This is a genomic window from Vibrio coralliirubri (assembly GCF_024347375.1).
GTDB classification, from domain to species: domain Bacteria; phylum Pseudomonadota; class Gammaproteobacteria; order Enterobacterales; family Vibrionaceae; genus Vibrio; species Vibrio coralliirubri.
The window spans coordinates 242,568-257,831 of record NZ_AP025471.1 but is presented as its reverse complement, the minus strand read 5'-3'; the positions used below and the strand labels follow the sequence as shown (position 1 = coordinate 257,831).

Annotated in this window: 10 protein-coding genes; 6 read left to right on the top strand and 4 right to left on the bottom strand. The window is 46.1% G+C overall.

Features of this window, described 5'->3' with window-relative positions; genetic code table 11:
- Positions 1-41: 41 nt before the first annotated feature.
- The 3 genes from OCV20_RS17770 to OCV20_RS17760 all read right to left on the bottom strand — a co-directional run bounded on the left by OCV20_RS17770 (position 42) and on the right by OCV20_RS17760 (position 4,717).
- A protein-coding gene (locus OCV20_RS17770) for an IS3-like element ISVisp1 family transposase (protein ID WP_102445278.1) occupies positions 42-1,222 on the bottom strand; the annotation gives its coding sequence in 2 pieces (ribosomal slippage) (positions 42-937 and positions 937-1,222; 1,182 coding nt in all).
- A gap of 71 nt (positions 1,223-1,293) precedes the next feature.
- Complete coding sequence (locus OCV20_RS17765) at positions 1,294-1,803, bottom strand: hypothetical protein (RefSeq protein ID WP_086774782.1); 510 nt, start codon at positions 1,801-1,803, stop codon at positions 1,294-1,296.
- A gap of 331 nt (positions 1,804-2,134) precedes the next feature.
- Complete coding sequence (locus tag OCV20_RS17760) at positions 2,135-4,717, bottom strand: molybdopterin oxidoreductase family protein (protein WP_086774781.1); 2,583 nt, start codon at positions 4,715-4,717, stop codon at positions 2,135-2,137.
- Between the two features lie 473 nt (positions 4,718-5,190).
- Here OCV20_RS17760 and nirB point away from each other — a divergent pair, with 473 nt between their 5' ends.
- From nirB to OCV20_RS17740, 4 genes are all read left to right on the top strand, one after another.
- The gene (gene nirB / locus OCV20_RS17755; RefSeq protein WP_086774779.1) at positions 5,191-7,773 is read left to right on the top strand and encodes a nitrite reductase large subunit NirB; all 2,583 of its coding nucleotides are present in this window, start codon (positions 5,191-5,193) and stop codon (positions 7,771-7,773) included.
- A gap of 67 nt (positions 7,774-7,840) precedes the next feature.
- Positions 7,841-8,185 carry a nitrite reductase small subunit NirD gene (gene nirD / locus OCV20_RS17750; RefSeq protein ID WP_012600889.1) on the top strand — a complete coding sequence of 115 codons (345 nt, stop codon included), beginning with the start codon at positions 7,841-7,843 and terminating at the stop codon, positions 8,183-8,185.
- Between the two features lie 142 nt (positions 8,186-8,327).
- Positions 8,328-9,797 carry a NarK family nitrate/nitrite MFS transporter gene (locus OCV20_RS17745; protein WP_086774778.1) on the top strand — a complete coding sequence of 490 codons (1,470 nt, stop codon included), beginning with the start codon at positions 8,328-8,330 and terminating at the stop codon, positions 9,795-9,797.
- A gap of 168 nt (positions 9,798-9,965) precedes the next feature.
- The gene (locus OCV20_RS17740; RefSeq protein WP_086774777.1) at positions 9,966-11,756 is read left to right on the top strand and encodes a bifunctional protein-serine/threonine kinase/phosphatase; all 1,791 of its coding nucleotides are present in this window, start codon (positions 9,966-9,968) and stop codon (positions 11,754-11,756) included.
- On the opposite strand, the gene cra is transcribed toward OCV20_RS17740, so the two are convergent.
- Positions 11,753-12,757: a catabolite repressor/activator gene (gene cra, locus OCV20_RS17735; RefSeq protein ID WP_050654049.1), complete on the bottom strand. Its 1,005-nt coding sequence runs from the start codon at positions 12,755-12,757 to the stop codon at positions 11,753-11,755. The genes OCV20_RS17740 and cra overlap by 4 nt on opposite strands.
- A gap of 385 nt (positions 12,758-13,142) precedes the next feature.
- On the opposite strand from cra, the gene fruB reads away from it, so the two are divergent.
- A complete protein-coding gene (gene fruB / locus OCV20_RS17730) occupies positions 13,143-14,276 on the top strand; it encodes a fused PTS fructose transporter subunit IIA/HPr protein (RefSeq protein ID WP_086774776.1) in 1,134 nt (377 codons plus the stop codon).
- Positions 14,277-14,285: 9 nt separating this feature from the next.
- Positions 14,286-15,263, top strand: coding sequence for a 1-phosphofructokinase (gene pfkB / locus OCV20_RS17725; RefSeq protein WP_050654006.1), 978 nt, complete (start codon positions 14,286-14,288; stop codon positions 15,261-15,263).
- Position 15,264: the final 1 nt, after the last annotated feature.

Sequence of the window (15,264 nt, the reverse complement as noted above, 5' to 3'; positions counted from 1 at the left end):
GCGAATGATCTTCACCCGATAAAATGGACACCCTATTCTCTTTAACCCGTCGCTACTTCATATTCATGCGGGGTTCGATATCCAAGACTTGAATGCAGTCTATAACGGTTATAAAAATGCTGGATATAACCAGCAAGTTTATCTCTAAGCTGCTTCTCACTTTTAAAGCTATTTTTCCTAATTATGTCACCTTTAAGCGTATGGAAGAACGACTCCACCTCTGCATTATCAGTACAATGACCTGGACGATTCATGCTTGGGACAATTCCATGTTTTGATAGTAAAGCTTGAACTTCATGGGCCCGATATTCAGAGCCTCTGTCAGTATGAAATAACAGGTGCTCTTGTGGCTTTCGATTTCTAATCGCCATTCTCAACGAACTCATCGTTAGCTGTGTACTCTTCTTACTACCAAGCGACCAACCGACGATTTTACGTGAGTAAAGGTCGATAACGACGGCTAGATACATCCAACGTTTACCTTGCTTTATATACGTTAGATCTCCAGACCATTGTTGATTAACTGCCGTTGGTTTTGGTGTATCTTTTTTAATATTCTTAATCGATTGATAGAACCGATGTAGCTTGGCCATTTTCATGTAAATGCGATAACTTCGTGCTCTTAGCCCTTGCTCTCTCATGATCCGAGCCACACGCTTTCGGCTAACCAAAACGCCTTGGCGCCTCAGTTCTGCATGAACTCGTGGGCTGCCGTAAGTCTCTCGACTCTGGGTAAACACTTTAATTATACGCTTCTTCAAAGCCTGCTCTTCTTGATCGTAGCGGCTTGGTTCTCTATCAAGCCATGCGTAGTAACCCGACTTAGAAACAGATAGAAAACGGCACATCAATACAATGGAATAACGCGTTTTGTAATGGGCTATGAATCGGAATTTTGTCGATTTTCTTGGGCAACGAATCGTTGCCACTTTTTTAGCAAGTCATTCTCGAGCTTAAGTTGTTCATTCTGACGTTCGAGCTCTGCAATCCGACTAGACTCAGTTTTCTGGCTCGGGATCTGAGTCCTTTTCTTACGTTTATCTTCCATAATAACCCCTTCTCTATAGTCCTTTCGCCATTTAGAAAGCATATAAGGGTGGATATCTAATGATAGCGCCACGCTTTTAACTGTAGCTCCTTCTCGAAGCGAAAGTCGGACAGCAGTTACCTTAAATTCCGTAAGATATTGTTGAGTTTTTTTACCTGATTTATAAGCTGGCATAAACACCTCCAATTACTATTGAAGGTGTCCACTAGATCGGGTCAACTACAGAATCCCTCTTGAGCAGTTTGTTATGTGCGTTCTAAAGCGAACTCCGCCAGATACGTACCAATATCTTCATGGCTTATATAGCAATCAAACAACCTAGCTTTCTCTATGTTGTTATTATAAAAGAATTGAGGAGCAATTAGGATGGTTTGGAAGTCTGTATAGCTCTTGAACTTCTCTTTGTTCATCCATTGTTTAGCTCTTTGCGAATACATTTCCGCTTGATATTCCGTAAAGTGCCCGTCGGATAATTTGTTCTCTATGTGGAGAGCGACCCTGCCACCATCTTGCCCCTCAAGTACCACCAGAATATCCGTTTCAGATTGACGCCTTTCGTACACTGTACCATTAGTTGCAGGATCAAGCCTTTCGAAGTCAATTGTTCCCCAAGGATGGTCTGAACGAGACCACAGGTACTTGTATCTACCACTTCTAAATTTCGTCTGATGAACGAACCATCTCAAAAAATCAGGATTGGTTTCAACTGCATTATTCAACACAGCATCTAACTCTTTCTCTGTGAACGTTACCATTTAACCTCCAAGCACATAACAGCTATATTAGACAGAATAATTCTGCATTTTGTCCCTGAAACCATTCTGTCTAGTAATCTAAACAGTTCAGGCTCTGTCTAATAACCCATTTAATAACATCATCTTACCTACTTATCTTCGTATCAAACATGACGAAAAGCAGAAATTTTCCATATAGTTTCGGCAAAATGCAGAAAACTCCCCAATATGTGAGTGAACAGCCAATTCAGACTATGAGTTGCCATAACTCAAGAGTCTCATTCTCAAAAACAAAAACGCCGACATGATTGTCGGCGTTTTTGCTTTAGGTATGGCGAGTGAAAGGTAATAACTACTTCGCCATAGTACTCAAAAACTCGGCTTCGAACTCTTCATCGGCTTCTCGGGTTAGGCACTCCACCAGCCATTCAATGCTTTGATGGTCGAGCTTACTGTTCACCACGAAGGCTTGCTTTACACCAGACTGACCCAGCTTGGCAGAGCCGTAGTTCTTGAATGATTTATTGCCGTGGTAATGGAGTGACTTAATCGCTTCCGCGTTGGGTTCTGGTAAGGCATCGAGGGTGTTGGCCAGTTGAATCACCAGTTCCATTGGGTTCTTAGATGATGAGATGCGATACAGAAAACCGCCCTCCACTCTTTGGCGTACCCAGTAATCAAAGCCACTGCAGTCCATCACTTTGTCGCTGACCAAGGCGGCTTCACTGCGATAACCACACGGCTCTACTACAACAGGTGTGTGTTTGAATTCTGGCTGACCAGATGCCGCATCGGTATGAGGTAAGATCAAGTCGCATGGTTTGCTGTCTTTGGCGGTCGGTGCGTTCCAGTGGATAGGCATGAAAACTTGTTCACGGCGCATCTCTTTGGTCACCACTAAGCGGGCTTGGCACTCCCCTTGTGCGCTGCGCACTTTCACTACAGGATTAATAGTGGCGTGATTGAAGGCGTCTAGCCCAAACTCTTCTAAGCCAAGCTCTGCAACCGTATCTGGGTGCATCGCAACAAACGGTTCTGGGGTGTGTTCACCTAAGCCTGCCGCCAAACCTGTGCGGCTCATGGTGTGCCATTGGTCTCGGATTCGCCCTGTGTTCATGATAAGTGGGAATTCAAGGCTGGTATCGGCAATCGGTTTGTCGTGCTCAACTGCAATAAACTGCGCTTTGCCTGATTCAGTAAAGAACTCGCCATTGGTGAACATGCGCTGCTCAATGATCTCTGGTTGATACTCTAACACTGGCCATTGCTGTGGAGTGAGTTCGCCATAGCCTTTCTCATCCAGTTGCGTGAGTCCAATTAAGCACAAGTCACGCGCTTTACCTGTTTCATTGCCGAGCGCTGTCATCTCGCAATACTCTTTGAAGATCTCACCTTCGTGGCGGAACTCGAATTGCTCTTTGAATCCCATTTTTTGTGCGACTTCTTTTAGAATCCACCAATCGGGCTTGGCTTCCCCAGGGCTTGGTAACACGCGGCGTTGGCGTGAGATTCGGCGTTCAGAGTTGGTCACAGTACCCGACTTCTCGCTCCACCCTTGCGCGGGCAGCACCACATCGGCCAAGCGAGTGGTTTCCGTATCGGCAATACAATCAGACACCACCACAAATGGGCACTTCTCTAATGCCGCTTTGATCTTTTCGCTATCAGGCAGGCTCACGACTGGGTTAGTCGCCATGATCCACACGGCTTTGATTTTACCTTCATTCATGGCATCAAACAGGTCAATCGCTTTTAAGCCCGCATGTGTGGCTAAGCTGTCGGTTTGCCAGAACTCACTCACCGTTTGGTGTGATTGCGGATCACCAAATTCAAAGTGCGCCGCTAAGGTATTGGCTAAACCGCCCACCTCACGCCCACCCATCGCGTTCGGCTGGCCCGTTACGGAGAATGGTCCCATGCCCGGCTTGCCAATTTTTCCGGTGGCTAAATGGCAGTTAATAATGGCGTTTACCTTGTCACACCCCTGTGTGGATTGGTTCACGCCTTGAGAGTAAATGGTCAGCACCTTCTCGTTCGATGCAAACAAACTGTAGAACTGTTTTAGCTGCTGCTCTGTTAACCCTGTAAGCTCAGGCACGCTTTTGTCGCCCCAGCCCGATTCGGTATAGCGATATTGAGTTGCAGAACGAATCGATTCAGTAAAGCCTTGAGTGTGGTTTTCTATGTAGTCTACATCTAGCTTGTCGTTATCGTCGAGATAGCCCAATAAGCCGTTAAACAGCGCCACGTCTGAGCCAGATTCCAATGCCAAGTGAATGTCTGCGATTTCACAGGTGTCGGTATAACGCGGATCTATCACGATCACTTTCAATGCAGAGTTGGCTTGTTTCGCGGCTCTTAATCTTTGGAAAAGTACCGGGTGACACCATGCTAGGTTGGAGCCTGTAATCACGACTAGATCGGCTTGCTCGAGATCTTCGTAGCACACCGGTACTGTGTCTGCGCCAAATGCACGCTTATGCCCGACCACAGTTGAAGCCATACATAGCCTAGAATTACTGTCGATGTTGCCACTGCCGATGAAGCCTTTCATCAGTTTATTGGCAACGTAATAGTCTTCGGTAAGCAGCTGACCAGATACATAGAACGCAACCGAGTCGGCCCCAAATTCTTCGATGGTTTGATTGAATTTGTCTGCGACCAATTGAGTGGCACTGTTCCAGTCCAGCTCTTGTTTTTGCTCATTCTGAATATGAGCAGGCTGTGTAAGACGACCTAAAGGCGTGACGGTGTCGCCAAGCGCGATCCCTTTAGTACATAGCTTTCCATAGTTTGATGGATGATCTTTATCACCACGTACTTCTAGTTTTCCTAGCGATGTCGGTCTCGCTTCTATTCCACACCCTACACCACAATAAGCACAGGTCGATTTGATCCAGCCGTTGTTTGAATCGGTCATCCGTTTCTCGCTCAATTATCCATAATTGTAATAACTGAAAACAAGCAAATAACACGCCACTTAATAGCAGCTGATGAATAGCAAATAATTTCATCTAAAAACAATAACTTAATAAAAACACAAATATCAACAACGAACCAGTTAGAACTTAACCAAGATAGAAACTTAATTTTTGCACCATCTTGCGGAAAGTTGCACCACAAATGCTCATTTATATAAATCTAACAAAAAATTTACATACCACTTTAGGGGTAATTGCGTGCCACCTATATTTTTTAAACCACTGAAAATTATAAGTTAATTTTTATTTAAAAGAACGAACCGTAATCTGGCACCCTCCTTGCTCCACTAAAAACCAAGACTTAGAAAAAAACATTTTTGTTTTTCTTGATGATTATGAATTGAGTGGAATCTCAACCCGGTATTCATCTGCTAACGACTAGAAATTAGATGCTAGTGATGGTGACGCCGAGAATAAGGAATGGATTATGAGCAAGAAGAAAATCGTCGTTGTTGGTAACGGCATGGTTGGACACAAATTTATCGACAATATCCTGCAATCAGACAGTGATGAATTTGATGTGATTACTTTTAGTGAAGAACCAAGGCTAGCCTACGACCGTGTTCAGCTGACGGCTTACTTTAATGGTAAAAGCGCTGATGACCTGTCATTGACCAGTGAAGAATATTACCAAAGCAACGGCGTGAACTACTTGTTGAACCAGAAGGTTGCCAAGCTAGACACCGCCAATCAACAAGTCATCACTGAAAGTGGTCATGTTGAAAGTTACGACAAGCTAATCTTGGCGACGGGCTCTTTCCCTTTTGTTCCCCCTATTCCCGGTAACGACCAAGAACACTGTCACGTTTATCGCACCATCGAAGACTTAGACGCCATCGAGCTTTCAAGCAAAGGCAGCAAATCTGGCGTGGTGATTGGTGGTGGTTTGCTTGGCTTAGAAGCTGCAAACGCAGTCAAAAACCTTGGCTTAGAAACCCATGTGGTTGAATTCGCGCCTCGCCTAATGGCCGTTCAATTAGATGACGGTGGCGGTGCCCTACTGCGCAGAAAGATTGAAGACCTTGGTGTGCAAGTTCATACCGAGAAAGCGACCTCTGAAATAGTCGACGGTGAAAATGCGCGCTACCGTATGAACTTCGCCGATGGCACCCATTTAGAAACCGATATGATCGTATTCTCTGCCGGTATTCGCCCTCAAGATGAGCTGGCAAGAAGCTCTGATGTCGAGATTGGCGAGCGTGGCGGTATTGTGATCAACAATCACTGTCAAACCAACATCGACAACGTCTACGCGATTGGTGAATGTGCTCTTTGGGATAACAAGATCTTCGGCTTAGTCGCTCCCGGTTATTCGATGGCAAAAATCGCGGCTTCGCACATTGTCTCTGGCGGTACTGACGACACTGCATTCACTGGCGCAGACATGAGCACCAAGCTCAAACTACTTGGCGTCGACGTGGCCAGTATTGGTGAAGTACACGGCAAGACGGAAGGCGCTCAATCGTATACCTACAACGATGAAATTGAACAAGTTTATAAGCGCCTGATCATTTCGGCTGACGGCACAAAGATTGTTGGTGCTGTGTTAGTGGGTGATGCAGAAGCCTACGGTTCGCTACTGCAAATCAAACAAAATGACATGCCTCTTCCTGAAAACCCATCAGTGCTGATTTTACCTAACGTGGCCGATGATTCAGGTTCGGCAATGGGTGTTGAAGCTCTGCCTGATAGCGCTGTGATCTGTTCATGTTTTGATGTGACCAAAGGCGATATTAAAGAGGCCGTTTCAGCTGGGTGCACCACGATGGCTGCACTGAAAGAAACCACTAACGCCTCGACAGGTTGTGGCGGTTGTTCTGCCCTTGCGAAACAGGTTCTCGATAGTGAGCTGAGTAACTTGGGTGTGGAAGTCTCTAACGATATCTGTGAGCACTTTGCTTATTCTCGTCAAGAGCTTACCGACATCATCCGCGTCAACAAAATCAAGACCTTCGACGAGCTGTTAGATTCTCACGGCAACGGATTGGGTTGTACTGTATGTAAACCGGCTGTCGGTTCGATACTGGCTTCGTACTGGAACGATTACATCCTTGAAGATCAACATATCGAGCTGCAAGACACCAACGACATCTACCTTGGCAACATGCAAAAAGACGGCACTTACTCAGTGGTTCCGCGTATTGCTGGCGGTGAAATCACTCCAGATAAATTGATCGTGCTTGGTGAAGTCGCTAAAGAGTTCGACCTCTACACCAAAATCACGGGCGGTCAGCGTGTCGACTTGTTTGGCGCACAACTTAACGAACTGCCAATCATCTGGAAAAAGCTGATTGATGCAGGTTTTGAAACTGGCCACGCCTACGGTAAATCGGTTCGTACCGTGAAATCGTGTGTCGGTAGTACTTGGTGTCGATACGGTGTCAACGACAGTGTTGGCTTAGCGATTCGACTTGAGAACCGCTACAAAGGCCTACGTTCACCACACAAGATCAAGTTTGCGGTTTCAGGCTGTACTCGTGAATGTGCAGAAGCGCAATCGAAAGACATTGGTGTTATCGCCACCGACAAAGGTTGGAACTTATACATCTGTGGTAACGGTGGTATGCGCCCTCGCCATGCCGACCTATTCGCCACTGATTTAGACGAAACCACACTCCTTAAATACATAGACCGCGTTTTGATGTTCTACACACGTACCGCAGATCGCCTACAGCGTACATCGATATGGATGGAGAACCTCGAAGGCGGCATTGAATACCTCAAGCAAGTCGTGATTGAAGACAAGCTCAATGTTGCTGAAGAACTTGAAGCTGACATCGCACTCAACATCGAGAAATACCAGTGTGAATGGAAAACCACCATTGAAAACCCTGAGAAGATGAAGCGCTTCCAGCACTACATCAACAGTGAAGAAATGGACACTAGCCTCTCTTTCATCAAAGAGCGAGAGCAACGTTTTCCTAAGCCGAGCTTGAGTGATGCTTCGAATTCAAAACGCGATGAAAAGCTCGCTAAAGCAGACCAAATCGAAGTGACTGAGGTTTCATAAATTTCATCAGGTTCATCAGGTTCATAAACAAAAAAATAAAAACTCAATTTTAGACTAGGAGAAAGTCATGGAAAATTGGACAACCGTATGCAGCACCAGCGATCTAACCCCAAACGGGGGAATTTGCGCCAAAGTAGACGATAACCAAGTGGCTATTTTTTACTGCAAGCGCAGCGACACGCTTTATGGGCTCTCTAATTACGACCCTATCGGCAAGGCGAATGTGATGTCACGTGGTATAATTGGTTCATTAAGCGGAGAACCTTACGTGGCCTCACCCTTATACAAGCAGCATTACCACTTAGAAACTGGCGAATGTCTTGAACAGCCCGAGCTCAAGCTCGTGAAATTTGAAGTTCGCAAGCAAGGAGAACAAGTTCAAGTTCTCGCACCACTTGCTATCGCCAGTTAACTAAAACGCCGACACCATCATGCAAACGCTTATTGGCGTGCGCAATTTCGGCACAGGGTTTATGCACATTAAAGCGTTCGAAGTTCGGAAGTAACGCAGATGCACAAACCGGGTAATTTTCCAGATTTAAAGGATTTAAACCATGGATAACACTAAATTTTCGCTGCTTTCATTTACGGGTAAGATGAAGGTCTTACACCTAAGTTGGATGGCCTTTTTCATTACCTTTGTTGTGTGGTTCAACTTTGCCCCACTACTGCAAATGGTAAAAACCACGCTTGGTCTTTCTACTGAAGAGATCAAAACCCTCCTGATCCTCAACGTTGCATTGACCATTCCGGCGCGTGTCGCCATAGGCATGCTAACCGATAGATATGGCCCAAGGTTGGTCTACTCTTCGCTACTCGCGGTCTGTTCTATCCCTTGTTTTATGTTTGCTCTGGCAGACTCTTTCATTCAAGCGGCCATCGCTCGTTTCCTACTGGGCTTCATTGGTGCAGGTTTCGTTGTCGGTATTCGTCTTGTGTCTGAATGGTTCCCGCACAACGAACTGGGTACAGCAGAAGGTATTTACGGCGGCTGGGGTAACTTCGGTTCAGCAGCAGCGGCGTTCACACTTCCAACTCTCGCTCTAGCGTTTGGTGGTGAAGACGGCTGGCGTTATGCGGTTGGTATTACTGGCGTTATGAGCTTAGCGTTCTCGTTTATCTTCTACAAAAACGTGTCAGATACACCAAAAGGTTCGACTTACTTCAAACCTGCTCAAGTTACAGCGATGGAAGTGACATCAAAGGGTGACTTTTTCTTCCTACTTATTATGAAGATCCCTATGTATGCCGCTTTAGCGTTACTGACTTGGAAGCTATCACCAAGCAACATCAACATGTTGTCTGACATGGCGGTTTACTCTGTGTATGCAGGTTTGGCTGCGCTTTACGTGTACGAAGTGTCGCAAGTTTGGAAAGTAAACAAGAACGTATTCAAAGAAGAAGTGCCAGAGATTCACCAGTACAAGTTCAAGCAAGTAGCGGTACTTAACGTATTGTACTTCGCGACATTTGGTTCTGAACTGGCTGTGGTTTCTATGCTGCCACTGTTCTTCTCTGAAACCTTTGAATTAACACCGGTTCTTGCAGGTATGGTTGCATCGGCTTATGCCTTTATGAACCTAATGTCTCGCCCAGGTGGTGGTTGGATTTCAGATAAATTCGGTCGTAAACCAACACTGCTTATTCTAACGATTGGTCTTGCTGTGGGTTACTTCGCAATGGGTCAAGTAGACAGCACATGGCCTGTATGGCTAGCGGTTGTCGCGGCGATGGCGTGTTCTTTCTTCGTGCAAGCGGGTGAAGGTGCAGTATTCGCAACGGTTCCTCTAATCAAGCGCCGTATGACAGGTCAGATTGCAGGTATGACAGGTGCTTACGGTAACGTGGGTGCGTTAGTTTACCTGACTGTGTTGTCATTCGTGAGCTACCAAACGTTCTTCTTAGTGATTGCTGCAACAGCGGTACTTGGCTTTGTGACTCTACTGTTCATGGAAGAGCCTAACGGTCAAATCGCCGAAGTAAACGACGATGGCAGTGTCACGCTGATTAATGTTTCAAACTAGTCTCAGCACTATGAAGCATTGATATTATTGAATCGGGAGAAGCACCTTAGCGGATACATCAATGCTAGGTGCTTCGTTCAAAGGCTCTATGTTCACTAGGGCTTTTGTTCTTCCTAGGATGTTCTGTCAAGGAAGCGGGAAGAAGAGCAGTTAAGAAGAAGACCAGTTATGACAATTTCGTTCAGCCAAGGGCAAGTCATCACGCCAGAATCCAACAACCAGTTAACGCTTAAGTTTGGTGGTTATTCGAATCAAGGCGTACGTGATGAAAACCAAGATGCCATCATTGTAAAATACCCTAAAACTCGCGCAGAGCAAGAGTTGAAAGGCAGTGTTGCCTGCATTGCAGACGGAGCAAGTTGTAGTGAACACGGCCAGAAAGCCAGTCACACCAGCGTGATGCAGTTTATCGACGACTATTACGCAACCCCCCAAAGCTGGAGCATTCAACGTTCGGCGCAAAAGGTCTTAACGTCCCTCAATTCTTGGCTCTTCAACACGTCTGTTTCTAATATTCATCCCGCGCAGCAAGTGAACCACAATGCCCTCGTTTCGACGTTCAGCAGCGTGATCTTAAAATCGAACACCGCACATATATTCCACGTTGGCGACAGCCGTATCTACTTACTCAGAGATGGAGAATTACGCCAACTGACCCGCGACCACACGCGTAAAAATATGGGGCAAAAGCATTATCTAACACGCGCCTTGGGCATGGATAACCAACTCAACGTTGACTATCAAACCCTGCCTCTCAAGAAAAACGACTGCTTTATCCTGACATCTGATGGCGTGCACGAGTTTGTCTCTCCCAACACCTTCAAGGAACACATCGACAAACCCGGAGCAGATTTCGAATACGCTGCGCAAACCATCTGTAACACCGCTTTAAGCCACAATAGCTCAGACAACGTGAGCTGTTTGATTGTGCAAGTCAGCCATCTGCCTAAACCTTCGTTGATTGAATTCCATGAAAAGCTGGCTAAACGTGCCATCCCACCCGCTTTAAAACTCGGGCAAAGTATCGACAACTTCATGGTGATTGAGGTGTTGTATGCAGGCTCTAGAAGCCATGTGTATCGTGTGATGCAGAGAGAGACACAAACCGAGTTCGTGCTGAAAGTCCCTTCCGTTCAATATCACGATAGCCCTTCGCAACTCAGAGCTTTCTTTAATGAACAATGGGCGGGGATCCTGTTAAAAAACAAGAGAGTCATGAAGGTTTACCCGACCCCAGAGAACTCGCAATTCTTATATCAAATCTGCGAATGGGTAGAAGGCATCACGCTAAGACAATGGATGTACGACAACCCAAAACCATCACTCAATGAAGTGCGCGACATACTAGAAAAGATCACACAAGGCATTCGAGTATTACAACGTGCAGACATGGTGCACCGAGACTTAAAGCCCGAGAACATCATGATTCAACGTGATGGTGAGGTGAAAATCATCGACCTTGGTGCGGTGTTAGTGAGAGGTCTTGAAGAGGGAGAGCTCACTGACAAGGACGATACACCATTAGGCGCGGTCAATTACATTGCACCCGAGACCATCAAGCACAACAGCGCGACCACCAGCTCAGATCTGTTCTCTATCGCTGTGATTGGCTATGAGATGCTAACCGGTGAATTGCCCTACTCTGAAATGACCGCACAATCGCTTAAGCAATCTCGTCACCATCAATGGGAATACCAACCCATCACTCAGAAACGAGCGGACTTACCGAGTTGGGTGGATTTGGTGTTACAAAAAGCCTGCGCGGAATCGCCAAGCAAACGTCATCAAGTGTTGGGAAATTTTGTGGCAGACCTTTACACACCAAACCAAAGCTTGGTCAAAAGCAAAGCCAAGCAACCTTTGATAAACCGAAACCCGATCCAGTTTTGGAAAGTGTTGGCCTTGTTGCTCGGCATTGTTGCCATTGTAGAAATGGGGTTGTTGCTTAGCTCGAGTTAGCCTCGCTTCACTAAGCTTCTTGGCACTAGCTCAATACCAGCTTGATAGCGTTTAGCTGACGCGTTCAAAGCAAGTGCAAAGGCGCTGTCTGCAATCACTTCGAATTGCTGTGGCAATGAATGGACTTTAAAAGGTAAGAAATCCAATAAACGGTTATCACCAAAGGTTGCCAGCTTTACTTGGCTGATCAGTTCTGGCTTTTCGACCATCACATCCAACACACCTTCTAGTAAGGTATAAGACATAGTGACAATTGCATCAGGCACTGTGCCTTTGGCAATCCAGCCCTCAAAAATCTCACGTCCTGATTCTCTATCAAAGTGTTCACCATAACCCACAACCATCGGCTTGTTTTCGGTTAGCCCTGTTTGTTGAGTATGTGCTTTATTCGCCGCTTCAAAACCGAGCTGACGTTCACGTGAAATGTTCAGATCAGGCAATGCGCCAATCAAACCAACACTATGAATGCTGTCATCAAGAATCGAGTGCGTCAGTTCAAATGCAGCCTCGAAATCTTCACTGATCACGCAGGCAAAGTGCTCATCATCTAAAGGACGGTCTATCGCAATAACGGGTGTGCCTGAGTTTTGCAACTTCAAGTAGAACTCATTGGCGTCTGGCATTGAGCTCGCCACTAGCAAGGCATCGATACGACGGCTAACAAGCGCTTCCGCAACTTTACGTTCGGTTTCAGCGTCATCATCTGAGCAACCAATCAGGATTTGATAGCCCACTTTACGTGAGTTCTGCTCGATCAGTTTTGCTAAACGCGCGTAACTGCTGTTTTCCAGATCAGGGATAATCAAACCAAATGAACGGCTATTACCAGCGCGCAGCGACGAAGCAGCATGGTCTGGTCGGTAGTTATACTCTTCCACCACTGCCATTACTTTCTGCTGTGTCTTTTCACTGATTCTGTATTTCTGCGCCTTGCCATTAATCACATAGCTGGCTGTGGTTTTCGACACACCGGCTAGTTTGGCAATCTCATCTAGTGTCATATGGGTGACCTGTATTTTGTGCGTAGGATCATATAACCAATCTTCTGATCCTTGGATTAGTTGAATTATATGCTGAATCGATTCAGTATAAAAGCTGAAAGGATTCAGCAAAATCTGAAAAGTGACTTCAATCATCCTTTTGAATGGATTGAGCGTCATTTGTCGTGATTCAGCTTCTTGTTGTTAACGAAACTGAAATTACGACACGCAGCAAAACTATTTTGAAAACCAAAATCGGCTTTGCTGAATTTTTTCACACTGAATGCTGAACCGATTCAGCCAAAGTAAAACAAAGAGCAAAGCAACGAGTAAAGTTCACTAATTCTTGCTCTAGACTGAATCGTAGCGATACACAAATTCTCAAGCGATACGCTAAAGAGGCACCATGCTTAAATTATCAAAATCTGACATTACTCTAGGCCAAACTGCCGAAGACAAATTCAAAGCAATCCAAAACATTGCTGGCGACCTGACAGCTAAAGGTTTAGTTGACTCTGGTTACGTTGAAGGAATGCTGAACCGTGAAAACCAGAACTCTACGTTCCTAGGTAACGGCATCGCGATTCCTCACGGAACGACGGATACTCGTGGCCTAGTAAAAGAGACAGGCGTTGCGGTACACCACTTCCCTGAAGGTATTGATTGGGCAGACGGCAACCGTGTTTACGTTGCGATTGGTATTGCAGCTAAATCTGACGAGCACTTAGGCATTCTTAAGCAACTGACCAAAGTTCTAGCGGCTGACGGTGTTGAAGAGAAATTAAAGCAAGCGAAATCAGAAGACGAAATCATCGCCCTACTTAACGGTGAAGTTCAGCTAGAAGCCGACCTAGACGCTTCTTTGGTTCAACTACTGTTCCCTGCAAGCGACATGATTCAAATGTCTGCTGTAGCGGGCGGCCTACTTAAAAACACAGGTTGCACAGACAACGCATTCGTTGCTGACCTAGTAACGAAAACACCGACTCACTTAGGCCAAGGCCTATGGTTGTTGGGCAGCGATAAAGGCGTAACACGCACTGGCGTATCTTTCGTTTCAACAGCGAACCATTGTGAATACGGAGGCACACCAGTGAAAGCATTGGTCGCATTCGCCGCTTGTAACAGCGCGCACCAATCTATTCTGGCAAACCTAAGTAAGATGGTTTTCGAAGGTAAACAGCAACAATTGTTAACCGCTGACGCAGCGCAAGTGATTGGTCTTCTGAAAGGTGAAGCGGTTTCTACAGCGTCTCAAGACGACGACAACTGCGCAGTATTCAAAATCAAGAACGCACACGGCCTGCACGCTCGCCCGGGTGCAATGCTGGTTGCTGAAGCGAAGAAATTCGAATCAACAATCCGCGTTTCAAACCTAGATGGCGACGGAAAAGAAGTGAACGCGAAGAGCTTGATGAAAGTGATCGCTCTTGGCGTTAAACACGGCCACCAACTTCAGTTTGTTGCTGAAGGTGATGACGCAGCACAAGCACTTGAATCGATTGGCAAAGCTATCGCTTCAGGCCTTGGCGAAGGTTAAGGAGTCGATATGTCTGATAAACAAATCAAAGCCGTTACCGTAACGCTTAACCCTGCTCTAGACCTGACAGGCGCTATCGACGCACTTAACGTTGGTTCAGTGAGCCTAGTAAACAAAGGCTCTTTGCACGCAGCGGGCAAAGGCGTAAACGTAGCAAAAGTACTTTCAGAGCTTGGCGCGAAAGTGACCGTAACAGGTTTCCTTGGTCGCAATAACGAAGAAGCGTTCTGCCAACTGTTCGAACAAATGGGCGCAACTGACCGCTTTATCCGTGTCGACGGCGCGACTCGTATCAACGTAAAACTGGTTGAGAACTCAAGCCAAGTAAGCGACATCAACTTCCCAGGTGTTCCTGTTGATGCTGACGCGATTAAAGCGTTCGAAGAAACCCTATTAGAACTTGCTGAAACGCACGATTACTTCGTCATTGCAGGCAGCTTGCCACAAGGCGTATCACCAGAGCTTTGCGCTTCTTGGGTGCAACGGTTACACGATTTAGGTAAGAAGGTGCTATTTGATAGCAGCCGTGACGCACTTAAAGCCGGTATCAATGCACAACCATGGTTGATCAAACCAAACGATGAAGAGCTGTCTCAGCTGTTCAATGCAGAGCTGACAACTCGTGACCAATGCCAACACGCAGGCCAAGCCCTAAGTGAAAAAGGCATCGAGAACATCGTGGTATCACTTGGCGCTGAAGGCGTGATGTGGCTTAACCAAGGTGAATGGTTACATGCTCAACCACCGCGCATGCAAGTAGTAAGCACGGTAGGCGCAGGTGACACATTGGTTGCTGGTCTATGTTGGGGTCACATGCAACAGATGCCAAAACCAGAACTTATTAAATTCGCAACCGCCCTATCTGCTCTAGCAGTTTCACAGGTAGGCGTGGGCATCACCAGCCAACAAGAGCTGGATTCAGTACTACAAAATATCCAATTACAGTCGCTTAGTGCTCCAACTAGCCAGTTAGACACAAGCAAATAGG

Coding starts and splice junctions, on each gene's coding strand:
- OCV20_RS17765 (WP_086774782.1), bottom strand. CDS start 1,803: ATGGTAACGTTCACAGAGAAAGAGTTAGATGCTGTGTTGAATAATGCA.
- nirB (WP_086774779.1), top strand. CDS start 5,191: ATGAGCAAGAAGAAAATCGTCGTTGTTGGTAACGGCATGGTTGGACAC.
- nirD (WP_012600889.1), top strand. CDS start 7,841: ATGGAAAATTGGACAACCGTATGCAGCACCAGCGATCTAACCCCAAAC.
- OCV20_RS17745 (WP_086774778.1), top strand. CDS start 8,328: ATGGATAACACTAAATTTTCGCTGCTTTCATTTACGGGTAAGATGAAG.
- OCV20_RS17740 (WP_086774777.1), top strand. CDS start 9,966: ATGACAATTTCGTTCAGCCAAGGGCAAGTCATCACGCCAGAATCCAAC.
- cra (WP_050654049.1), bottom strand. CDS start 12,757: ATGACACTAGATGAGATTGCCAAACTAGCCGGTGTGTCGAAAACCACA.
- fruB (WP_086774776.1), top strand. CDS start 13,143: ATGCTTAAATTATCAAAATCTGACATTACTCTAGGCCAAACTGCCGAA.
- pfkB (WP_050654006.1), top strand. CDS start 14,286: ATGTCTGATAAACAAATCAAAGCCGTTACCGTAACGCTTAACCCTGCT.